This window comes from Micromonospora sp. U56 (genome assembly GCF_018070095.1).
Taxonomy (GTDB): domain Bacteria; phylum Actinomycetota; class Actinomycetes; order Mycobacteriales; family Micromonosporaceae; genus Micromonospora; species Micromonospora purpureochromogenes.
Genome location: NZ_JAGPYL010000029.1, coordinates 18,188 through 40,113, shown reverse-complemented (window position 1 = coordinate 40,113; position 21,926 = coordinate 18,188). Strand labels below are relative to the sequence as shown.

At 73.1% G+C, this 21,926-nt stretch carries 23 protein-coding genes; 12 read left to right on the top strand and 11 right to left on the bottom strand.

Annotated features, from left to right (window positions below; translation table 11 throughout):
• Positions 1-45 precede the first annotated feature (45 nt).
• Entirely contained in the window at positions 46-483 is a 438-nt protein-coding gene (locus KBX37_RS13050; RefSeq protein WP_210776158.1) for an ATP-binding protein, read from the bottom strand.
• Positions 480-836 (bottom strand): STAS domain-containing protein, encoded by a 357-nt coding sequence (locus KBX37_RS13045; RefSeq protein WP_179802793.1) that lies wholly within the window; start codon positions 834-836, stop codon positions 480-482. Before KBX37_RS13045 ends, KBX37_RS13050 begins: the two co-directional genes overlap by 4 nt.
• A 131-nt stretch (positions 837-967) precedes the next feature.
• Between KBX37_RS13045 and KBX37_RS13040 the strand changes: the two genes are divergently transcribed.
• The 3 genes from KBX37_RS13040 to KBX37_RS13030 all read left to right on the top strand — a co-directional run bounded on the left by KBX37_RS13040 (position 968) and on the right by KBX37_RS13030 (position 4,502).
• Entirely contained in the window at positions 968-3,523 is a 2,556-nt protein-coding gene (locus tag KBX37_RS13040) for a DEAD/DEAH box helicase (RefSeq protein WP_374103737.1), read from the top strand.
• Between the two features lie 146 nt (positions 3,524-3,669).
• A complete protein-coding gene (locus KBX37_RS13035) occupies positions 3,670-3,876 on the top strand; it encodes a hypothetical protein (protein ID WP_210776157.1) in 207 nt (68 codons plus the stop codon).
• 47 nt (positions 3,877-3,923) lie between these two features.
• A complete protein-coding gene (locus KBX37_RS13030) occupies positions 3,924-4,502 on the top strand; it encodes a hypothetical protein (RefSeq protein ID WP_210776156.1) in 579 nt (192 codons plus the stop codon).
• A gap of 449 nt (positions 4,503-4,951) precedes the next feature.
• Here KBX37_RS13030 and KBX37_RS13025 read toward each other — a convergent pair whose 3' ends face one another.
• From KBX37_RS13025 to ssd, 7 genes are all read right to left on the bottom strand, one after another.
• Positions 4,952-5,272: an Rv3654c family TadE-like protein gene (locus tag KBX37_RS13025; protein WP_307849053.1), complete on the bottom strand. Its 321-nt coding sequence runs from the start codon at positions 5,270-5,272 to the stop codon at positions 4,952-4,954.
• A gap of 101 nt (positions 5,273-5,373) precedes the next feature.
• Positions 5,374-5,742 carry a TadE family type IV pilus minor pilin gene (locus tag KBX37_RS13020; protein WP_210776155.1) on the bottom strand — a complete coding sequence of 123 codons (369 nt, stop codon included), beginning with the start codon at positions 5,740-5,742 and terminating at the stop codon, positions 5,374-5,376.
• Positions 5,739-5,867, bottom strand: a complete 129-nt coding sequence (locus tag KBX37_RS13015) for a DUF4244 domain-containing protein (RefSeq protein ID WP_208418639.1) — start codon at positions 5,865-5,867, stop codon at positions 5,739-5,741. The genes KBX37_RS13020 and KBX37_RS13015 overlap by 4 nt, the downstream gene beginning before the upstream one ends.
• Positions 5,868-5,931: 64 nt before the next feature.
• On the bottom strand, positions 5,932-6,672 hold the full coding sequence (locus KBX37_RS13010; protein WP_210776154.1) for a type II secretion system F family protein: 741 nt from the start codon (positions 6,670-6,672) through the stop codon (positions 5,932-5,934).
• Positions 6,669-7,949, bottom strand: coding sequence for a hypothetical protein (locus tag KBX37_RS34440; RefSeq protein WP_247657869.1), 1,281 nt, complete (start codon positions 7,947-7,949; stop codon positions 6,669-6,671). The genes KBX37_RS13010 and KBX37_RS34440 overlap by 4 nt, the downstream gene beginning before the upstream one ends.
• Positions 7,946-9,151 (bottom strand): TadA family conjugal transfer-associated ATPase, encoded by a 1,206-nt coding sequence (locus tag KBX37_RS13000; RefSeq protein WP_210776153.1) that lies wholly within the window; start codon positions 9,149-9,151, stop codon positions 7,946-7,948. The genes KBX37_RS34440 and KBX37_RS13000 overlap by 4 nt, the downstream gene beginning before the upstream one ends.
• The gene (ssd, locus tag KBX37_RS12995; protein WP_210776176.1) at positions 9,148-10,203 is read right to left on the bottom strand and encodes a septum site-determining protein Ssd; all 1,056 of its coding nucleotides are present in this window, start codon (positions 10,201-10,203) and stop codon (positions 9,148-9,150) included. Before ssd ends, KBX37_RS13000 begins: the two co-directional genes overlap by 4 nt.
• A 452-nt stretch (positions 10,204-10,655) precedes the next feature.
• On the opposite strand from ssd, the gene KBX37_RS12990 reads away from it, so the two are divergent.
• Positions 10,656-11,456: a hypothetical protein gene (locus KBX37_RS12990; protein WP_210776152.1), complete on the top strand. Its 801-nt coding sequence runs from the start codon at positions 10,656-10,658 to the stop codon at positions 11,454-11,456.
• Positions 11,457-11,514: 58 nt separating this feature from the next.
• Complete coding sequence (locus tag KBX37_RS12985) at positions 11,515-12,258, top strand: cyclopropane-fatty-acyl-phospholipid synthase family protein (protein WP_210776151.1); 744 nt, start codon at positions 11,515-11,517, stop codon at positions 12,256-12,258.
• Between the two features lie 63 nt (positions 12,259-12,321).
• Here the strand turns inward: KBX37_RS12985 and KBX37_RS12980 are convergent, their stop codons facing one another.
• Positions 12,322-12,852 (bottom strand): hypothetical protein, encoded by a 531-nt coding sequence (locus tag KBX37_RS12980; RefSeq protein ID WP_210776150.1) that lies wholly within the window; start codon positions 12,850-12,852, stop codon positions 12,322-12,324.
• Between the two features lie 82 nt (positions 12,853-12,934).
• Between KBX37_RS12980 and KBX37_RS12975 the strand changes: the two genes are divergently transcribed.
• The 6 genes from KBX37_RS12975 to KBX37_RS12955 all read left to right on the top strand — a co-directional run bounded on the left by KBX37_RS12975 (position 12,935) and on the right by KBX37_RS12955 (position 18,487).
• Positions 12,935-13,960 carry an alpha/beta fold hydrolase gene (locus tag KBX37_RS12975; RefSeq protein ID WP_374103736.1) on the top strand — a complete coding sequence of 342 codons (1,026 nt, stop codon included), beginning with the start codon at positions 12,935-12,937 and terminating at the stop codon, positions 13,958-13,960.
• Between the two features lie 261 nt (positions 13,961-14,221).
• Positions 14,222-15,421, top strand: a complete 1,200-nt coding sequence (locus tag KBX37_RS12970) for a low temperature requirement protein A (RefSeq protein ID WP_247657866.1) — start codon at positions 14,222-14,224, stop codon at positions 15,419-15,421.
• Between the two features lie 600 nt (positions 15,422-16,021).
• A complete protein-coding gene (locus KBX37_RS12965; protein WP_210776149.1) occupies positions 16,022-16,369 on the top strand; it encodes an RRQRL motif-containing zinc-binding protein in 348 nt (115 codons plus the stop codon).
• Complete coding sequence (locus KBX37_RS34435; RefSeq protein WP_247657865.1) at positions 16,369-16,842, top strand: hypothetical protein; 474 nt, start codon at positions 16,369-16,371, stop codon at positions 16,840-16,842. The genes KBX37_RS12965 and KBX37_RS34435 overlap by 1 nt, the downstream gene beginning before the upstream one ends.
• Positions 16,805-17,359 carry a site-specific integrase gene (locus KBX37_RS12960; protein ID WP_307849052.1) on the top strand — a complete coding sequence of 185 codons (555 nt, stop codon included), beginning with the start codon at positions 16,805-16,807 and terminating at the stop codon, positions 17,357-17,359. Before KBX37_RS34435 ends, KBX37_RS12960 begins: the two co-directional genes overlap by 38 nt.
• 324 nt (positions 17,360-17,683) lie before the next feature.
• The gene (locus tag KBX37_RS12955) at positions 17,684-18,487 is read left to right on the top strand and encodes an HAD family phosphatase (protein ID WP_210776148.1); all 804 of its coding nucleotides are present in this window, start codon (positions 17,684-17,686) and stop codon (positions 18,485-18,487) included.
• A gap of 153 nt (positions 18,488-18,640) precedes the next feature.
• On the opposite strand, the gene KBX37_RS12950 is transcribed toward KBX37_RS12955, so the two are convergent.
• The gene (locus KBX37_RS12950) at positions 18,641-19,387 is read right to left on the bottom strand and encodes an oxidoreductase (RefSeq protein ID WP_210776147.1); all 747 of its coding nucleotides are present in this window, start codon (positions 19,385-19,387) and stop codon (positions 18,641-18,643) included.
• A gap of 347 nt (positions 19,388-19,734) precedes the next feature.
• Here KBX37_RS12950 and acs point away from each other — a divergent pair, with 347 nt between their 5' ends.
• Positions 19,735-21,699: an acetate--CoA ligase gene (acs, locus tag KBX37_RS12945; RefSeq protein WP_210776146.1), complete on the top strand. Its 1,965-nt coding sequence runs from the start codon at positions 19,735-19,737 to the stop codon at positions 21,697-21,699.
• The last annotated feature ends 227 nt before the right edge of the window (positions 21,700-21,926 follow it).

The window sequence follows — 21,926 nt, the reverse complement described above, 5'->3', positions numbered from 1 at the left end:
CGCGACCCCGAAGGGTCGCGGCCTCGTAGACGCAGAGTGCGCAGGTCAGCGGCCGACCGGCCACACCATCCGGACCTCGGTGCCGACGCCCTCCTCGACCGGACGGACCTGGAGGTCCTCCACGAAACCGGCGAGCAGGGCGAAGCCGACGCCGGTCGTCAGCGCCTCGTCGGTCAGCGACTCGTTGGCCAGGTCGTCGGCGTTCAACGCGGCCAGCCCGATGCCGGCCTCGATCGGCGCGCGGTCCACCACCCGCACCGAGTACGCCCCGGAGTCGGACATCTCCACCAGCACCGGGTCGGGCAGCCCGTACTGCCGGTGCAGCGCGACCGCCCGGGTGCACGCCTCGCCGATGGCCAGCCGCACCTCGTCGAGCAGGTTCTCGCGCACCCCGGCCCGGCGGGCCACCGCGACGCCGACCAGGCGGGCGGTGCGCACGTGCACCGGAGCCGGCGAGAAGGAGAGTCGGACCGTCGCCATCACGCGCCGGCGCCGGTGGGGTCCGCCGCGATCGCCGCCTCGACCGTGGGGTGCAGCGGGAACACCTGATCCAGCGCGGTGATCCGGAAGATCTTGAGCAGCGGCTCCTTGTCACAGACCAGGGCGAAGGAGCCACCGGCCGCGCGGAGCCGCTTGAGGGCGCCGACCAGCACGCCGAGACCGGTCGAGTCGAGGAAGTCCACCCGGCCGAGGTCGACGACCACCCGCCGGGAGCCACCGTCGATCAGCTCGAGAAGCCGTTCGCGCAGGCGGGGGGCGGTGTAGACGTCCACCTCACCGCCGACCTCGAGCACCGTGTGCTCCCCCACGGTGCGGGTCGCCAGCGACAGCTCCATCAGTCCCTCCTCCGAGAGCCGTAAACTCTCCTGGGCATCTAACCATCCCCGCCACGACGGCCTCTGGTCACCGGCGGAGGCTCCTCCTTACCCACGCCCGGAGTTGTTCACCTCCGAACACCAGTGCGAGAGTGCAGGACGTGAATCCCGCAGCCACCGTATCCGCAGGTCCCGACCCCGGGCGACCGCCGACGGCGGCCCCGGGCGACCTGCTGCGCCGGCTGCGCGCCCGGCACGGCGACGATCCGGTCACCCACGTCGAGCGGGTCCCGGCCCGACCCGGCGAGCCGGCCCCCTGGCCACGGTGGGCTCCCGAGGACCTGCGGGCGGCGTTCGCCCGACGCGGCGTGGTCGCGCCCTGGCGGCACCAGGCCGAGGCCGCCGAGCTGGCGTACGCGGGGCAGCACGTGGTGGTGGCCACCGGCACGGCGTCCGGCAAGTCGCTGGCCTACCAGCTGCCCGCGCTGGCCACCCTGCTCGCCGACCCCAGGGCCACCGTGCTCTACCTGGCCCCGACCAAGGCGCTCGCCGCCGACCAGCTCCGCGCCGTCGCCGGCCTCGAACTCGACGGGGTACGCCCCGCCACCTACGACGGGGACACCCCGCGCGCCGAGCGGGAGTGGATCCGTCGGCACTCCCGGTTCGTCCTGACCAACCCGGACATGCTGCACCACGGCATCCTCCCCGGCCACGCGCACTGGTCCGGCTTCCTGCGCCGGCTGGCGTACGTGGTGATCGACGAGTGCCACACCTACCGGGGCGTGTTCGGCTCGCACGTCGCGCACGTGCTGCGCCGCCTGCGCCGGCAGTGTGCGAAGTACGGCCGTACCCCCGTCTTCGTGCTGGCCTCGGCGACGTCGGGCGACCCGGCGACGGCGGCCGGGCGGCTCACCGGCCTGCCGGTGGCGGCCGTCACCGAGGACACCTCGCCGCGCGGCGGGGTGACCTTCGCGCTCTGGGAGCCGCCGCTGCTCCCCAATTCCTCGGGGGAGGTCGCGGACCTCGCGCCGGTCCGCCGGTCGGCGCTGCGGGAGACCGCGGACCTGCTCGCCGACACCGTCGCCGAGGGGGTACGCACGCTGGCCTTCGTCCGCTCCCGCAAGGGCGCCGAGGTGGTGGCGGCGAACGCGCGGCGGGCGCTCGACGAGGCGGTACCCGGGCTCGGCGATCGGGTGGCCGCCTACCGGGCGGGCTACCTGCGCGAGGAGCGGCGCGAGTTGGAACGCGCCCTGCTCCACGGCGACCTGCTCGGCCTCGCCTCCACCAACGCGCTGGAACTCGGCGTCGACCTGGTCGGCCTGGACGCGGTACTGATCTGCGGCTGGCCGGGCACCCGGGCGTCGCTCTGGCAGCAGGCCGGCCGGGCCGGCCGCTCCGGCGACGAGGCGCTGGCGGTGCTGGTGGCCCGGGACGACCCGCTCGACACCTATCTGGTGCACCACCCGGAGGCGCTGTTCGGGCGGCCGGTCGAGGCCACCGTGCTCGACCCGGCCAACCCGTACGTGCTCGCCCCGCAGCTCGCCTGCGCGGCGGCGGAGGCCCCGCTCACCCCGGCCGACCTGGACCTCTTCGGCGACGGGGCGAAGGAGGCCGTGGAGGAACTGGTCGCGGCGGGGGCGCTGCGGCAGCGGCCGACCGGCTGGTACTGGCGGCACCGGGAGCGGCCCGAGGTGGACCTGCGCGGCGAGGGCGGCGCGCCGGTCTGCGTAGTGGAAGCCTCGACCGGGCGGCTGCTCGGCACCGTCGACGGCGGCTCCTCGCACTTCCTCATCCACCCCGGCGCGGTCTACCTGCACCAGGGCGTCTCGTACGTGGTCGACTCGCTGGACCTGGCCGACGGGTGCGCGCTGGTGCACGCCGAGGAGCCGGACTGGTCCACCCACGCCCGCGACGTCACCTCACTGTCGGTGGTGTCGGTCCGCTCCTACGTGGACGCCGGGCCGGTCGGGCTGTTCCTCGGCGAGGTGGACGTGACCAGCCAGGTGGTGTCGTACCAGCGGCGGCGGATCGCCTCCGGGGAAGTGATCGACACCCGACCGCTCGACCTGCCGGCCCGGGAACTGCGCACCGTCGCGGTCTGGTTCACCCTCTCCCCGCAGTCGCTGGCCCTCGCCGGGGTGGAGGCGGCCGACGTCCCCGGGGCGCTGCACGCCGCCGAGCACGCCGCGATCGGACTGCTGCCCCTGATGGCCACCTGCGACCGCTGGGACATCGGCGGGCTCTCCACCGCCGTGCACCCGGACACCGAGGCCCCGACCGTCTTCGTCTACGACGGCCACCCTGGCGGTGCGGGCTTCGCCGAGCGGGCGTACGGGACGGCGGCGGCCTGGCTGCGCGCCACCCGGGACGCGATCGCCGAGTGCGGCTGCGAGGCGGGCTGCCCGTCCTGCGTGCAGTCGCCGAAGTGCGGCAACGGCAACAACCCGCTCTCCAAGCCGGACGCCGTCCGGGTCCTCGACGTGGTGCTCGCCAACCTGCCCCGCGACGCCGAGCCGTCGCCGGCCCTGCCGGACGGCGGCGTTCCGTCCGGGTCGGGTGTACCCGCGGCGGTAGACCTGTCGGCCGTCCCGGCCGCGACCGTCGGTTCGCCGGTCGATGTCCCGGCCGCGCCGCTCCTGCCGCGTCAGGACGATCGGACCGACGCCCGGTCGGGCACGGACGCCGAGGTCACTCCGGGCGCGAGCTGAGCTGGGTTCGCTTTCCCGGATACGTGCATGACCGGCCCGGCGGGTGGGCATTGATGCATGGGAGCGCTTCCATGGATGGCTGCTCCATCCTCGGGACGCGCTCAGCAGAAAAGCCGACCCGTCGTTTCCGCACCGGAGGAGGAGCCGTGGCCGACACCATCGCCGAAACCGTCGACCTGCTCTATACGATCGACCAGGAGAAGCTCACCCCCGACCAGCAGATCGCCCTGGGCCCCGCGCTGGCCAGCCTGGCGCAGGCGGAACGCCTCGAACAGATCAACGAGCGGCTGCGCGGAATTCACCAGGTGCTCAACGCCTGGGCGCTGAAGGCGACGGTCGAGGGCGGACGCTGAGCCGCAGGTTGTGCGAGACTCCGGCGCAAACTTCGGAGGAGATATACATGCAGCTCGACAACTTGCAGACGCAGCACCAGTTCCACGTCCGGCAGCGGATCCGGATGATGGTCAACCAGTACGAGGTCCGCGCCGTGGCCCCCGACGGCACCGAGGGAGAGCTGCTGGCGTTCGCGCAGCAGAAGCGGCTCGCCTTCAAGGAGCAGGTCACGATCTACACCGACGACTCCAAGCAGCAGCCCCTGCTCGGCTTCAAGGCGCGACAGCGGCTCGACCTCGGCGCCACGTACGACGTCACCGACGCGGCCGGCAACTCGATCGGGCTGTTCCGCAAGGACTTCGCCCAGTCGCTGCTGCGCTCGACCTGGCACGTCGAGCAGGCCGGCCTGCCGCAGATCACCGGTCAGGAGCGGAGCATGCCGGTGGCGCTGCTGCGCCGGTTCGTGGACTCGCTCTCCTGGCTGCCGTACCACTTCGACTTCGTCGCCGGCGGTCAGCCGGTCTTCACGGTCGTCAAGAAGTGGGGCCTGCGCGACAAGTACGTCGTCGAGGTGCAGAACCCGCAGGTGGACCGCCGCCTGGTGATCGCCATGGCGATCGGGCTGGACGCTCTCCAGGGCCGCTGACCCGCCGAGCGGCCGGGGGCGGGTCCCGCGGGGCGCGCCCCCCGGCCGCTCTGTCACGGCCCCGGCGGCTCTGTCGCGGCCCCGGCCGCTCTGTCGCGGCCCCGGCGGCTCTGTCGCGGCCCCGGCGGCTCTGTCGCGGCCCCGGCGGGGCACTCGGGGCGGTTCGTCGCCGCCCGCGAACCGGTCTGCTGCCACAGGGCAGTGCCGGCTGGGCCGTGCCGGCTGGCAGTGCAGCCGGACAGCGCCTCGCCAGGCAGTGCCGGCTGGCAGTGCCGCCTGGCAGTGCCGCCGGACAGCGCCTCGCCGAACGGTCGGCCTAAACCCGCCGCTGTGGCCGCCGCCCGCAGGCGCGGCCAGGGATCGTCGTCAGTCCCCCGCCCCCAGTCGGCCCGCCCCCAGTCGACCCGCCCCCCAGGCGACCCAGGCCCCAGGCGACCCGGGCCGACCAGTCAGTCCCGGATCGGGCCGGCGCGGGAGGTTGCCGTGGCGATCCGCCGGAAACCTGGTAGCGGGGTCACCGGCACGTGCACGGTCACCAACACGTCCAGGCCGTCCAGGTGACAGCCGGCCAGTCGGGCACCGTTGGCCCGGGCGATCTCGGCGGCCGCGGCGCAGGCCACGCCGTCCCCGTCCAGCGCCCGGCCCGCTCCGGCGAGCGCCGCGAAGTCGGCGCCGACCCGGGCCTGGTGGCGGGCCGTCCGGGCAGTGCCGATCGCCGCACCGAAGACCCCGACGAGGACGAACACCAGGCCCACGACGAGCAGGCACACCGTCGCCCCGCCTCGCTCGGACGCGCCGGGTCGCCGCAGGCATGCCCGCGATCGTCGACACCGTCGCTGCTGGACCTGTACGGCTACCCGACGTCGCGGCGTCACGGCTGCGCCCCGGGCGAGCCCGGCTCGACGGCGGCGACCGTTGTGGCGGCCACGGTGATCCGGGGTAGTCGCGCACCGAGCGCCCGGACGGGCGCCCGAACAGTGGCGGTGACGCGCTCGCCGTTCACCGACACCGAGACGACCGCGCCCTGAGGTGCGATCCGCGTTCCGGCCGCCGTGCCGCTCTCGCCCCGGGAGGCGGCGAGTGCCGCCTCCCGGGCCGCGTCCAGGCAGGCGGCCTTCGTGGTGACCGCGTCGACCGCGGTGAGGCCGGCGAGCAGGAGCAGGAGCAGCGCCGGCAGGCCGGCCGCCAACTCGGCGGTGAACGAACCCCGGTCACGGCCGGCCGGCCGGCGCCGGCTCACTTCAGCGCCCGGTCGATGACCGCGGTCAGGGCGGACTGCACGTTGCCGGAGGTGAGCACCTTGAGCAGGATGCCCGCGAAGGCGACCGCGGCGAGGGTGCCGACGGCGTACTCGGCGGTGTTCATCCCGGCGTCCCCCCGGAGCCGGGCGAGGAGTTTGCGCACTGGTGTGTCCCTTCTCGATGGTTTCTCAGAGCACGTCGCCGAGGACGGCGACGATCACCGGCACCAGGCCGGCGAGAATGAAGGCCGGCAGGAAACAGAGCCCCAGTGGCAGCACGATGAGCACCCCTGCCCGCCGGGCCGACGCCTCGGCGGCGATGGACCGGTCCGCCCGCAGGTCGTCGGCGACCCGGGTGAGCGCACCGGCGAGCGCGGCTCCACTGCGCGAGGTGCGCAACGCGGCGGCGACCAGCCGGTCGGCTCCCGGTACCGCGCCGAGGTGCGCCCAGGCCTCGTCGGGTGCGCCGCCGAGCAGCAGCGTCCGGCCGATCCGGTGGAGCCGCTCGGCCAGCGGCCCGCCGAGGGCGTCGGCGACCTCGAGTACCGAGCGGTCGACCGGCGCGCCGGCACGTAACGTCGCCGCCAGCAGGTCGGCGGCCAGCGGAAGGTCGGCGGCCTCGCGCAGCCGGCGGTCCCGGGCGGCCGGGGACTCGATCCGCCGGAGCAGCCGGTCCGCCACCAGCGCGGCCACCGCTGCGACGAGGCAACCCGACACCCCGCCGAGCAGGACCGCCACCGCCACTCCGGCCAGCCCGGCGCCGAGCCGTATCCGGTCCGGCCACCATGTCGGGCGCCGGTCCGCCGCCGGCCGGACCTGGGGGCCCAGTCCCCGCAACCGTCGGGAGGGGCGGGCGCCCGGCGCACGGAGCGCCACCACCAGGGCCGCCGCGGCGACGAGAGCGCCGGCCGCCCACTCCTGCCGGATCATCGGGCGCTCGCGTCCGGCGTGCCGCCCAACCGCTCCGCCCAGAGCAGACCACCGATCTGCAAGCCCATGGCGGTCAGCGCACTGACCGCCCCGACCGGGGTGTGCAGCAGCACCGCGACCGGATCGGCGCCGATGCCGTAGCCGAGGCCGATCCCGCCGAGCGGCAGGGCGGCGAGCAGCAGCGCGGTGGCCCGGGCGCCGGCGGCCTGGGCCGAGGCGGCGGCCAGCCCCCGGTCCAGTGCCCGGGCGTCGGCTTCGACGCGTTCGAGGAGTTCGGCCAACGGTGCACCGGTCCGGTCGGCCAGCCGCACCGCGGCCCGGGTCAGGCTCCCGAGGCGGTCACCGTCGTCGTCCGGCGTCGGGACGGGCAGGCCGGCCCGCAGGTCGGCGGCGAGACCGCAGAGCTGGTCCAACCTGCGGCGGCGTTCCCCCACGGCGTGCCGCGCCGCCCGCCGCCGGAGCACGGCCCGGGCGCCCAGCACGCCGTACCCGCCGAGGAGGACCCCGGCGACCGGCCCGGCGGCGATGACGCCGAGCGCCGCCGCCACGAGCCCGACCAGGAGCAACGTCCGGCGTGGGCGACTCACCAGCGGCGCGAGGAGCCCCCTGAACCGCTGCGCGGCCTGCACCCGCATCGGCGGCCGGCCAGTGGTCAACGCGCCCGACCACCGCGCGGCGGTGTCGGCGGCCCGGACGCCGTCCGAACCGGCGGCTCGATGGAGGCGGCGGATCTCGCCAGCGCCGAGCCGCAGCGGCTCCACCGGTCGGCGGGAGTCGCGCCGACCGGGCGGCCGGAACGACGGTGGCCTGGTCAGCGCCGCCGCCGGACGGGCAAGCCGGCCGCCGGCCATGGGAGCAGGCGTCGGGCCTCCGACGACCACCGCCACGGTGCACGAGCGGTCGGGAGCCGGCGTGGGCCGGCTCGATCTCGTCCCGACGGACCGGCGCGGGCCGGGCGGTACGACCGCGGCCGGGGCGGTGCCGACCGGCGGCGGTGTCTCCGTCACTCCGATGGCGGGCCCGGAGGCGAGGAGGGCGGCCGGGGCGGCGACAACCGGTGGCGGTGTCTCCGTCACTCCGATGGCGGGCTCGGACGCGAGGAAGGCGGCCGGGGCGGTGCGGAACGGCTCGCCGTCGTGCGGCGTGAGTGCGGGTTGGCCGGGTTTGCCGACCCCGAGCAGGGCGCGGCGTCGCCGGCGGCTGCTGCGGACCGGCCAGGCCACCACCGCCGCCGCGCCCACCAGCAGCGCCGCCACCAGCCAGATCGGAAGACTCATGCCGGCCCCGCCGATCCCGGCCACGGCTCGCAGAGGATCGGTGGCACCGCCACGCCCCGGTCCCGCAACAGCGTGCCGAGGGCCCGACCGGCCAGTCCCAGCCCCCGTCCACGCACCCAGGCGGGCACGACGGTGACCAGGCGGTCGGGCCCCTCCGGCAGCAGGAGGCAGATCGACTCCAGCACCCGGCCGCGCGGCCCACGGCGTACCTGGAGCACCACCTGGAGCGCGGCGGTCACCTGGGCGTGCAGCGCGGCCCTGGGCAGCCCGCCGAGCAGTCCGAGCGCCTCCAACCGGGCCGGCACGTCGGCCGGGGTGTTCGCGTGCAGCGTCCCGGCACCGCCGTCGTGACCGGTGTTGAGGGCGCCGAGCAGGTCGACCACCTCCTTGCCCCGGCACTCCCCGACCACCAGCCGGTCGGGGCGCATCCGCAGCGCCTGCCGGACCAGCTCGCTGAGCCCGACCGCGCCGGTGCCCTCCACGTTGGCCGTACGGGCCTGGAGCCCCACCACGTGCGGGTGCACCGGGTGCAGCTCGGCGGCGTCCTCCACCAGCACGATCCGCTCGGTCGAGGGCACCAGCCCGAGCAGCGTGTTGAGCAGGGTCGTCTTGCCCGAGCCGGTGCCGCCGGTGACCAGGTACGCCAGCCGGGCGGCCACCACGGCCGCCAGCACCGGGGCGACCGGTCGTGGGACGGTGCCCTGGCGTACCAGGTCGTCGAGGGTGAACGGCCGCTGTCGGAAGGTACGCAGGGACAGGTAGGGGCCGTCGGTCGCCACCGGGGGCAGTACGGCGTGCAGTCGGGTGCCGTCGGGCAGCCGCGCGTCCGCGTACGGGGAGCCGTCGTCGAGCCGGCGGCCGGCGGCCGCGGTGAGCCGCTGCGCCAACCGCCGTACGTCGTCGAGGGAGCCGAGCGGCACCGCCACCTGCCGCAGGCCCTCGCCCCGGTCGACCCAGACCCGGGTGCCGTTGACCAGCACGTCGGTGACCTGTGGATCGGCCAACAGCGGGGCGAGCGGCCCGGCACCGACCAGGTCGTCGCGGACCTGGTCGGCCATCCGCAGCACGGCGGTGTCACCGAGGACGGCGGCGGTGGGCTCGGCCCGGACGGCGGAGACGATGGCGGCCGGGGTGACGGGGGTGGCGGTGCCGGCCATCCGCTGCCGGACCCGGGCGGACAGGTCGTCAGGCCGGCCGGTCATGCCGCACCCGGGACCGGCAGGCCGGTCAACTCGGTGACGATGCGCCGGCAGAGCGCGGCGAGCGGGCCCCGCCCGGCCCCGGCCGGCGCCTCACCCCGTTCCAGTCCTCGGCACAACGCCGGCTCGGGCCGCAGCGTGCCGGCGAGCGGGAGACCGAGGGCGCGGGCCACCTCGGTGGCCTTCAACCGGCCGGGTGCTGGCCCGCGCACGATCACGCCGAGCGCGGCACAGTGCGGGGCGGCCGCCGCGACCACCCGGGCCGCCGCCGCGGTCGCCCGCAGCTCGGCCGGTACCACCAGGTACGCCTGGTCGGCCGACTGCAACGCGACCACCGCCGCGTCGTCGAGCTGGCGGGGCACGTCGACCACCACGAAATCCCGGCCACGCCGGGCGGCGTCGACCGTGGCGGCCATCGCCTGGGCCGGCAGGGCCAGCAGGTCTCCCCGGTCCCAGGAGAGGACCACCAGGTCACCCCGGCTGGGCAGGGCGCGGACCAACGCCGGCGCGTCCACCCGGCCGTCGGCGTCGGTCAGCGCCGGCCAGCGCAGGCCGTCCAGCTCCTCCCAGCCGAGAACGAGATCGAGGCCGCCGCCGAGCGGATCGGCGTCCACCAGCAGGGTGCGCAGGCGGGCCCGGGCGGCGGTGACCGCGAGAGCGCCGGCGAACACGCTGGCCCCCGCGCCGCCCCGCCCGCCGAGCACCGCGACGGTCCGCGCCGGCCCGCCGAACGGACGATCGGATCCGCACTCGGTGAACCGGTCGACCAGCCAGGGCTCGGCCGCCGGGAGGGTGGCCACGTGTTCCGCGCCGAGCAGCTCGGCGACCTCCCATGCCGGGTCGAGCTCCCCGGTGCGGCCGACCAGGACCGTGCGCGGCCGCCGGGGCAGCCGCGCCCGCAGGCACGCCTGCGCCTGGTCCCGGCCGACCAGCACCAGCGGTGCCGGCAGCCACCGGGCGCGGGCGGCGGCGGGATCAGCCGCCAGCTCGACCTCCGTACCGCCCGCGGCGGCGAGCCGGAGCAGCTCGTCGAGGAGGTCACCGTCCGCGGTCACCAGGAGCGGCAGCCGCCGGTGCGGCGGAAGTGAGGTACGGGGTGGCATCGCGGCCTCCAGCGGTCCGGCTCGGGGGTGCTGACCCAGACCCTGCTCCGAAGACCCTCCGGTCCACCGGCCTCGACCGGTCGCCTGTGGACAACACCAACCCCTGTGGACAACCCGCGCCCAGCCGGTGGATCTGCTAAGGCGATCCGCTTCCCGCGTCGTTGCCGGAGACCGACGCAGCGCCGCTCGGAGACGCCGCGTCACGTCGCCGCGCCGGCCCGGCGGACAACTGCCCGATCGACCGTGGAAGATTGCCGGCGTCGCAGCTCACCAGCCCCGGAGGCCGGACAATCATCGTCCCGTCCTCCACCCCGTGGCCCATTGACGACCGGCGACACGGCCCGCCGATAATCGGTTTTCCCATGCCACCGACCGGGGTGGCTGCGCTGCCCGGGAACGGGGCCATGGCCGATCCGTCCGACGAGACCCACCGCCCCGACGCGACTTTGCGCATCGGGGGCTGGCTGCCCGAGCCTCGCCGTGCGGGCGGGCTCCCGCCGTACCCGTCGATCACGCCTGGAGAGGCACGGCGCCGCGCCGGCGATCCCGCGCCGGGACCGGCGCGGCAGTTCGCCCGGGAGCCGTCACCTCGCGCCGGCGGTCCGGGGCGGGCGCTGGTGCTGGGCTGCGCCGTGGTCGGCGCGCTCGCCACCCTCGCCGTCGCGGCGTGGCCGATCTGGACGGCTCCGCCGCGCCCTGAGGAAGGCCCGCCGGCCGCCGCGCCGGCAACCGGGCTCGACCAGGCGGTCACGCCCGAGCCGGCGAGCGGCCAACCCACCGTCAGCTTCTCCCCCGCGCCGGTGTCCCTCTCCACCCGGGCCTCGGTGCGGTCGCCCAGCCCCACCGCCCGGCCACGCAACCCCGGCGGGGGTACGACCACCCGCCCGCGCCCGTCGACCACCCCACCCGGGCAGCCGCGCTCGGACGAACTGCCGCCGCTGCCCCCGTCGCGCGAACCGTCGCTGCGCTCCAGCGGCGGCGGCGCGGAGACGTTCGTCGACTTCGTCAACCGGCGAAACTCCGAGGTCGTGGTGCACTGGCTCGACTACGACGGTCAGCGGCGCCGGTACGCCGTCCTGGAACCGGGCCGGTCGTACCGGCAGCAGACCTACCTGGGCCACCCGTGGGTGGTCACCGACGCCGGCGGACGCGGACTGGTCTGCTTCCTGCCCGCGCCCGACGTCAGCCGGGCGGTGATCCGATAGGCCGTGGTGGTCGCGAAACGGGGATGCGCCGCTGGTCAGGAGTTGCCACCCTCGACGGATGCAGACGACTGAGGACCTTGCCGCTGTGCGCTATGCGCGGATGCGCTGGAACACGCCACTGTCGGAGGAGCATGCCGCTCTGCTTCTGCAGCGGCTTGACATCCGGCCCGGCGCGCGAGTACTTGACCTCGGTTGCGGGTGGGGCGAGTTGCTGCTGAGGGCGGTCGCCGCCGGAGGAGTGAGCGGCGCGACCGTGACGACGGGCGTCGGTGTCGACACGGACGACGCTGCTCTCGCGAGGGGCCGGGCACTGGCGGTTGACCGCTCGCTGGACAGGCACGTCACCTTCATGAAGGGGGAAGCGGCCTCCTCGCGGGAGACCGGCGACCGCGTCCTGTGCGTTGGCGCCTCGCATGCCTTCGGTGGAACGGCCGGTGCCCTCACGGCACTCGCCGAGTCCGTACGGCCTGGTGGCCGCCTCCTGTTCGGCGACGCGTACTGGGAGCGGCCCCCGACGGCCGAGGCGGTAGAAGTCTTCGGGGAAGAGACGGTGCCGCTGGCGGATCTCATCGAGCTCGCCCGTGGACTGGGCTGGAGAGTCCTGCACTTCAGCACCGCGGACCAGCGGGAATGGGACGACTTCGAGTCAACCTGGCGCGCGGGGCAGCAGGAGTGGCTACTGCAACACCCGGAAGACCCTCGCGCGACGGAGGTACGCGAGGAACTCGATGACCGGCTGCGCGAGAACGTCGGCGTCTACCGCGGCGTCCTGGGTCTTGCGTACTTCGTTCTCGGTCGCTGAACTGCGACAGCCCATCGTGCTCGTTTCCGCCCGCGTAGCTACCTTACCGATTTGCTCGCGCCATCAGGCCTGCGCGATCGGCAGGACAGGCGCGGCCCCCTGCTCCGGCGGACGCCAGGCTCGGATCCTCCGGTCCGGCAGGTTTCTCCTGGTGGGCCAGAGCTGCACCCGCCAGACGTCGCCGGGTCTCGTGGATCCGGGCCAGCCCCGGTTGACGAAGCCCCGACCGCAGATGCGGACCCCGTACCGCCCGTCGGGCACCTCGCACCCCCGGGACCCCATCGTCGGCGAGCCGTACGACAGCTCTCCGCCGTCGACCTCCAGCGCGCACTCGAAGATCTCTTCCCACTGCCCGAAGTCCCGGGGCGGCGGTTCGGCCCACACCTCGACCCGCAGCGCCATGTCGAAGTTGTTCTGGTGCGGCACGCAAACGAGCACCGTGTGATCGTCGCTGGCGATGCACGGGCCGATTTGCGCCTCCCGTCCGAGCATGCTCAGGTCCGAGTCGCCCTCCGACGTGCCGGAGAGCGTGAACTGCCCGTAGTCCAGTTCGACCGTCATGTCGTGCACCGTGACCGGCGCTGGCGTCCCCACGTCGGACAGTGTGCCGGGCCAGCGGTCATCCCGTCGCCCCCACGATCGGGTCACTGCCCACCGCTACAAGATCGCGAAATGGATGACCCCCGGTGGTGTCGAGGTCGGCTCTCGAACCCTTCCCGCGTTCGCCGATCCGGCAGCATGGTTTACGCAGTGCCACCTAGCATCGGATGAACCCGACATCGCGGGTGCAGGCCGCTGGAACCTCTCTGTCCCGACATTTCGGCCGGTATCGGCCGGTCCGGCCTGCATGCTGACTGTGACGAATCGGAAGGAAAGCGGCATGGGCTACATCACGGCCAAGGACGGCACCGAGATCTACTACAAGGACTGGGGTGCGGGCCCGGTTGTCACCTTCTCCCACGGCTGGCCCCTGAACGCGGACGCGTGGGACGGGCAGATGCTCTTCCTCATGCAGAACGGTTTCCGGGTCGTCGCGCACGACCGCCGCGGTCACGGCCGGTCGAGCCAGGCGTCCGGCGGCAACGACATGGACGGTTATGCCGACGACCTCGCAGCGGTCATCGAGGCGCTCGATCTCACCGACGCCACGCTGGTTGGGCACTCGACCGGCGGTGGTGAGGTCGCGCGCTACATCGGCCGCCACGGGACGGGACGGGTCGCCAAAGCCGTCCTCATCTCCGCCGTGCCGCCGATCATGGTGCAGACGCCGGACAACCCCGAGGGCCTGCCCATCGACGTCTTCGACGGGCTGCGCGCCAACCTGATGAAGGACCGGTCGCAGTTCTACCAGGACCTGGCGCAGATGTTCTACGGCGCCAACCGACAGGGGGCACAGGTCTCGAAGGGGATCCTCGACCAGTTTTGGCTGTGGAGTATGCAGGCCGGCCTGTGGAACGCGTACGCGAGCATCAAGGCCTTCTCCGAGACGGACTTCCGCGACGATCTCGCCAAGTTCGACATCCCCACCCTGGTGCTGCACGGCGAGGACGACCAGATCGTCCCGGTCAAGGACTCGGCGAGGAAGACGGCTCAGCTCATCGCGAACGCCAAGGACATCTACTACCCGGGCGCGCCGCACGGCATCACGTCCACGCTCCAGGACCAGGTCAACAAGGATCTGCTCGCGTTCCTGAAGAGTTGACCGAGGCGACATAGCCTTGGGCTCACCCACTGCGCACTCGCTGACAGCGCCCCCATCAAGGAAGGAGACGCCCTGTGAGCTGGGCGGGAGCACATACCCCGAATAGGGACGACCCCGGTCGGGGGGAGCCTGATCCGTCGCGTTGCTGGGTGTCGGCGCGTGCTGTCTACTCCGATCCCCTGCATGGAATGCACCGTCTCAGGTGGTCGTCATCGTATTACTGCCTAGACACGTATAGAGCTGGTAGAAACGGGCGAGCTGATGACGACAAGCAGGGCGGCCGCGGTAATGCGGAAACCAGGGCAACCGCAGCGGCCGACCTTCCTGGACCTCTTCTTCGACCTGGTGTTCGTCTTCGCGCTCACCCGGGTCTCACAGCGGCTACTCACGGACATAACTTCCCAGCGGCGAGTTGTCCTCACCGAAGTCGGCCAGACGCTGGTGGTGCTGCTGGCCCTGTTGATCGTCTGGTTCGTCACAGCGTGGGTAACGGATCTGTACGACCCGACGCGGCCGGAGATCCAGCTGGTGGTCGTCGGGACCATGTTCGGCGCCTTGGTGATGGCGGTCGCGGTGCCCGAGGCGTTCGGCGCTCGGGCCCTGGGCTTCGCCGGCGTGTACGTCGCGATCCATATCGGCCGTCAGCTCGTCCTCGTGCCGGCCCTACGCGGCCACAAGGCGCAGCGTCGATCGGCGGGGGTTCTCCTATGGTTCGCGGTATCCGCCGTGCCGTGGATAGTCGGGACGACCTTTCCCGAGAGTCCAACACGTGGGGTGTTGTGGACGCTGGCGATAGCCATCGACCTCGCGGGAGCCATGCTGCTCTGGCCCACACCGTGGGTTCGTCGCACGGCATCCCAGTGGCCCGTCGTGGCCGAATACCTGTCCGAGCGCTACCGGCAGTTCTTAGTCATCGCCCTCGGCGAGTTGATCCTGGTCACCGGTATCACCTACAGCACCAAATACCTCCCAGGAGGCCACGCCGCCGCGTTCGGAGTTGCGTTCGCCACCACCGCCCTGCTGTGGCGGATCTACATGTACCGGGCCGGCGACCTACTGCCCGATGCCATCGCGGTGGCTCCCGATCCACGCCAACTCGTCCGACGGGCGATCCTCGCTCACCTGCTCATGGTGATCGGCATCGTCGCCGTCGCCGTCGGCTATGAGTTGGTCATCGAGCATCCGTTCGGACGTACCGACTCGGCCTGGATCGGCGTCATCCTCGGCGGGCCTGTCCTGTTCCTAGCCGGACGCGCCCTCTTCGAGTACGCGGTATTCGCCCGGGTGTCCCGCTCCCGGCTGATCGGGGCACTAGTGCTCGCCGGCATCTCACCAGCGATGATCCTCCTGCCGCCACTGGCCGTCGCCATCACCGCTGCTGTCGTCCTAGCCGGCATCGCCACCTCCGACGGGCTCCGCGCCAAGGGACGTCCACCCGAACCGCCGTCACCACCCCGCTAGACAATCGGAACGGCCTCTCCAGCCGAGACGCCCGCACACCGCGATCAATCAGCCCGCTTAGAGAGTCGGCCGGGGCGGGGTTCCGGTGTTGCCACCGACCCGTTTCCCTGGGCCGCTCACCGAACCCTTTGTCGTCGGGCCAGCGCCAGCGGGGCTGACGGGTAGGGGGCGCCTGCCCGGTCCTCGTCCGGATCGACCGGGTTACCTCGATGTTGTCTGTGAGCGTCTGGGAGCGGCCCCGATCGCCGTCGAGATCGACAGGACCGACAAGCAATGGTCGTCACGCAAACTGCTCTGCGAAGCCGACGCGGGAGCTGTCGCAGTCTGGGTTCGCTGGGGTAGCCCTCGGACCTGGATCGTGCCGCATCCGGTGGCCCTGGTCGGCATTCCCACCACCCGCCGCCGTGTCGCCGGCCGCCTCCTCTACTCCCGCGCCGAGGTAGACGCGCCCGTTGCAGCGGCAGCACCAGCACCACCCACGGCTGTCCGCTGCCGTGCCACCCGAAAGGGCGCTCCCTGCTTCGGCTACTCCTGGGCCGAAATTGGTCAGCGCCTCGGCATCACCCGCCAGGCCGCTCAGCAGCGCTGGGGGGACCGGCCATGACGAGCACCTTCTACGACCCGGCCGGCACCCGATACGGCATGCCCACCTACCCCTACCGGATGGCACCCGAGGGCCTGGCCACCCGCCGGCAACTGCGCGCCGCCGGCCTGCGCCCCGCGGGACACGAACCGGTCGCGCAACTGCTGTGGAGGCGCGGCAAGCGCGTCGCCTACCTCTACCGGGTTTCCCTCGCCGCACCCAAACGCGTCGCCACTCCCGCCCAGCGACAAGCGATCGCCAAGGCGCTTCGCGCCCGTCGCACCTGCCGTGTCTGCGGGCTGGTGCAGCCCTACTACATCCCCCGCCGCTACGGCTGCTGCCTCGACTGCCAGGGAGGCGACTGATGACCACCGCCATCACGAACCTCGCCGCTCAGGAGCGGATGACCCCGGACGGCTACGTCGTGACCGCCATCGCCGGTGACTTCGCCGCCCGGGGCGAGCTGCCCTTCGAACGGTTCCTGTCCGGCTACTACGCCGAATCGCTGCGCATCATCCACGAAGCCCACCTCACCGACTGCACCGCCGCCGACGGCCAGCACTGCGCCACCTGCAACGGCATCCGCGTCGGCCTCGCCGGCCTCACCGCCGAAGAACGCATCGTCACCGGCGGGCCTGCACTGGGGCGAGTGCGCCGGATTGCCCTGGTCGTCGGTGGACCTCGATCGTGCCGTGCTGGGCGTGGTCCAGGTCGCCGAGGAGACCCACGGCGGCATCCTGCTCCGCTCGTACCCGAAGAGGCGCGCTGGCGTGCGGACCGTGCCTCTGCCGGGCTTCCTGGTGTCCGCGCTGCGTCGGCTGCGAACCGACGCCGGTGATCCCGACCCGCGAACGCTGGTGTTCCGTGACCGCGTCGGTCGCCCACTGCGCCGGTCGAACTTTCGCCGCCGGGTCTGGCTGCCCTCGCTGGTCCGTGCCGGGCTGCTCGGCCAGGTCGTCAACACCGGCCCGCACCGGTACCGCGCCGTCTGGCCCGACCGGGAGGGCGTCGAATGGTCGGCCGAGTTCACCACCGAGCGGGAGGCCGTCGCCAGCGTGGCAGCCAAGGGGGTCGGCGGGATGCGGTTCCACGACCTGCGGCACACCTACGCCACCTGGCTGGTCACCGACGGCGTCCCGATCAACCTGGTGCAACGGGTCATGGGGCACGAGCAGGCGTCGACGACGCTGGATCGTTATACGCACACCCCGGCCGACTATGCCGCTCGGATCTTGGATGCCTTCACGCTGCCTGCTGACGATCTGCTGACTCCGGCCGGGGAAAGCCCTCTGAGAGCGCGTTGGATGAGGGCGAGGAGGGCCTGTGAGCTGCGGCGGAGCATTTACCCCGAATAGGGACGACCCCCGTCGGGGGGAGACGGGGGTCGTCGGGAGGTTCGGCTCCGGGGGGGTTGAGCCGAACCACTCAGCGGTCACGGGGGGTGCAACCGCCGAGGGCCTGCGAGTTGTCCGAGATATGAATACTCGTCGTGAGGACAAGCATGCCCGAGCCGAGTGTTCACGTCGAGTGGTGTCGACCCCACTCAGGGCGAAAATGTGACCACAGCGTGTGATTGCCGTCACGTAGAGCAGGGGTTGCAACGGCTCGCCCGCAGGTCGGAGGGGCTGGTGACCCCGGGCACCCGCCGACCTTAGACCATCGGGCTAGACTTTCGCGCCGTGGGCCGAAGTGCCGCTTTCTTCGATCTGGACAAGACCGTCATCGCCAAGTCGAGCGCCCTGGCGTTCGGTCGGCCGTTCTACCGGGACGGGCTGATCACTCGGCGTGACGTCGTCAAGTCGGCGTACGCGCAGCTGATGTTCCGGCTGGGCGGCACCGACGAGCAGACCATGGCCCGGACCAGGGACTATCTCGCCACGCTCTGTAAGGGCTGGCCGGTGGAACAGGTCCGTCAGATCGTCGCGGAGACGCTGCACGAGCTGATCAACCCCTACGTGTACGCCGAGGCCGCCGCCCTCATCGAGGAGCACCAGGCCGCCGGCCGGGACGTCGTGCTGGTCTCCGCCTCCGGCGAGGAGATGGTCCGCCCCATCGGTGAGCTGCTGGGCGTGACCGACGTGATCGCCACCCGGATGACGGTCGAGGGCGGCCGCTACAGCGGCGAGGTCGAGTTCTACGCCGCCGGCCCGAGCAAGGTCGAGGCGGTCAGCGAGCTGGCCACCGCCCGGGGCTACGACCTGGCCGACTCGTACGCCTACTCCGACTCGTACAGCGACCGGCCGTTGCTGGAGTGCGTCGGCCACCCCACGGTGGTCAATCCGGACCGGGCGCTGCGCAAGCTCGCGGTGGAGAACGCCTGGCCGGTGCTGGAGTTCCGGCACCCGATCCCGCTGGGCCGGCGACTGCGGGAGCGCCCGGCCGTGCCGGTGGCCGCGGCGGCGCTCGGCGTCGGCGTGGGAGTGGCCATCGGCATCGCCTGGTACGGCCGGCACCGCCGCGCCAAAGCCACCCCGGTCGCCTGAGCACACCCGCCGGCCCGAGCGGCCCGGAAGGCGGCAGGGACCGCCGATCGGAGCAGGCAGGAAGGCGGCAGGGACCGCCGATCGGAGCGGGCAGGAAGGCGGCGAGGACGCCGGCAGGGCGACAGGGCCCCGCACGGGGTCAACCAGAAGGGGTCAGGCGGCGGCGAGGATCTCGTCGCCGATGACGGTGAGCTGGTCGGCGCCCACCTCGACGGCCGACATGTAGTGCCTCAGCCAGGAGCGCAGCCCGTCCGGGGTGCCGGTGGCGAAGGCGCCGGCCGCGCCGACGTACTCCGGCTCCCGCTCCCGGTGCCCGACGTCGACGGCGACCAGCCCGCGCGGGTCGAAGCCGCGGGACATCAGCACCAGCCGGGCGGCGGCGCGGGCCACCACGCCGGACGGGCCGGCGAACGGGCGCAGGTTCAGCAGCTCGCCGTGCACGACGGCGGCCAGCACCAGCGGGGGGACGTTGGTGCCCCCGGCGACCAGCCCGGCGAGGCCGTCCAGCCGCGCACCGACCACCGGGTCGGCCACCGGACGGCCCAGTTCGTCCTCGGTCACCACGTTGCGGGCGGCGAGCACGTGCAGCTTGGCCAGCGCCTGCCGGGGAGCCTTGGGCCACAGCTCGGTCAGTCCGGGCAGCGCCCCGGCCACCCGCAGCGCCCCCTGGAGCACCGGCTCGGTGACCGTGCCGGCGCGGACCGTCTCGCGTTCGTGGGCGTACCCCTCCAGGGCGGCGCTGGCCACCGCGGACCTCAGGCTGACCTCGGCCGCGACCTGGCCGCCGTGCCGGCGCAGCGCGCGGTGCCGCATCGCCTCGTCAACCCGCTCGCGGGCCCGCTCGACGGCGGGGGCGATGTCGGCGAGCGCGAGCAGCGGGGCGAGCGGGTCCGTGGTCACCCCGCCACGCTAGCGACCCGGCGGCCTCCACCGGCCGCCACCCGCCGGGAACGCGACCCGCGCCACCGCCCCGCGCCGGGCGACTGCCCGACCGCACCCCGGTTGACGTGCCTTGGCGGCATGTCGCGGCCACGAGCGCTCCGGACACCGCGCCACGCCGCAAACGGCGGGGTGGCGGCGCCGGCGGCGAGGGCGGGAAAGGGTGCGCTCCGGGCGGCGGAAGCCGCCGGGCGCGCGGTGCGGGCCGCTCGGCGCGTACCGGCCGGACGAGTTGTCGCGGCCTTCCGGGCCCACGACTACCCTCAGCCGGGTAGGAGACGCAGGTCACCCGACGAAGGAGTCACCGCATGAGCGAGGCATTGGCCAACCTGCTGAACGAGACGCGCCAGTTCCCGCCGCCGGCCGCACTCGCCGCGGAGGCCAACGTCACCGCCGACGCGTACGCGGAGGCCACCGAGGACCGGCTGGCCTTCTGGGAGCGCCAGGCCGGGCGGCTGGCCTGGGCGAAGCAGTGGGACCAGGTGCTCGACTGGTCGAACCCGCCGTTCGCGAAGTGGTTCGTCGGCGGCCGGCTCAACGTGGCGTACAACTGCCTGGATCGGCACGTGGAGGCCGGTCGGGGCGACAAGGTGGCGATCCACTGGGAGGGCGAGCCGGGTGACACCCGCACCCTCACCTACGCGGACCTGCACAGGTTGACCTGCCAGGCGGCGAACGCGCTGACCGAGCTGGGTGTCACCGCCGGCGACCGGGTGGCGATCTATCTGCCGATGATTCCGGAGGCCGCGGTCGCGATGCTGGCCTGCGCCCGGATCGGCGCGACGCACAGCGTGGTCTTCGGCGGCTTCTCCGCCGACGCGCTGACCAACCGGATCCAGGACGCCAGCGCCAAGGTGGTGATCACCGCCGACGGTGGGTACCGGCGGGGCAAGCCGTCGGCGCTGAAGCCGACGGTGGACGAGGCGGTGGCGAACTGCCCGTCGATCGAGCACGTGCTGGTGGTCCGCCGTACCGGCGAGGACGTCGCCTGGTCGGCGAAGGACCACTGGTGGCACGAGACGGTGGAGACCGCGCCGGCCGAGCACACGGCGGAGGCGTTCGACGCCGAGCACCCGCTGTTCATCCTCTACACCAGCGGCACCACGGCCCGGCCGAAGGGCATCCTGCACACCACCGGCGGCTACCTGACCCAGACGGCCTGGACGGCGCACGCGGTGTTCGACCTGAAGCCGGAGACGGACGTCTACTGGTGCACCGCCGACATCGGCTGGGTCACCGGGCACTCCTACATCGTGTACGGGCCGCTGGCCAACGGCGCCACCCAGGTGATGTACGAGGGCACCCCGGACACCCCGCACAAGGGCCGGTTCTGGGAGATCGTCGACAAGTACCGGGTCACCATCCTCTACACCGCGCCGACGCTGATCCGCACCATGATGAAGTGGGGCGAGGACATCCCGGCCGGCTTCGAGCTGTCCTCGCTGCGCCTGCTCGGCAGCGTCGGCGAGCCGATCAACCCCGAGGCCTGGATGTGGTACAGGCAGCACGTCGGCCGGGGTGAGCTGCCCATCGTGGACACCTGGTGGCAGACCGAGACCGGCGCGATCATGATCTCGCCGCTGCCCGGCGTCACCGCGGCCAAGCCGGGCTCGGCGATGACCCCGCTGCCGGGCATCAGCGCCGACGTGGTGGACGACCAGGGCAGGTCGGTGCCGAACGGCGGCGGCGGCTACCTGGTGCTGCGCGAGCCGTGGCCGTCGATGCTGCGCACCATCTGGGGCGACGACAACCGGTACATCGAGACGTACTGGAGCCGGTTCGAGGGTATGTACTTCGCCGGTGACGGGGCGAAGAAGGACGACGACGGGCACATCTGGCTGCTCGGCCGGGTCGACGACGTGATGCTGGTGTCCGGGCACAACATCTCCACCACCGAGGTGGAGTCGGCGCTGGTGTCGCACCCCTCGGTCGCCGAGGCGGCGGTCGTCGGCGCCACCGACCCGACCACCGGCCAGGCGATCGTCGCGTTCGCCATCCCGCGCGGCACGACGGACACCGCCGGCGAGGCGGGCGAGAAGCTCATCACCGAGCTGCGCAACCACGTGGCGAAGACGCTCGGGCCGATCGCCAGGCCCCGGCAGATCATGCTGGTGCCGGAGCTGCCGAAGACCCGCTCCGGCAAGATCATGCGGCGGCTGCTGCGGGACGTGGCGGAGCACCGTTCGCTGGGCGACGTCACCACGCTCCAGGACTCCTCGGTGATGGAGCTGATCTCCTCGGGGATGGGCGGCGGCAAGTCCGACGAGGACTGACGGCAGGCGTACCCGATCGGTTGGGTGACGGTCCGGGCGGACCGTCACCCACCGTCGTTTTCTGACGGGTACGTCGCGGCGCGTGCCGTCGGCGTCACATCGGTCGGTCGGGGGAGGCCGGAGAAGCTGAACGGCCACAGGAGACGTCGACCCCTGTCGTTCAATCTTTTTCTGATTTAGGTTCACGCAGGTCGGGTCGGTTCGATGGACATCACATCGATACAGTG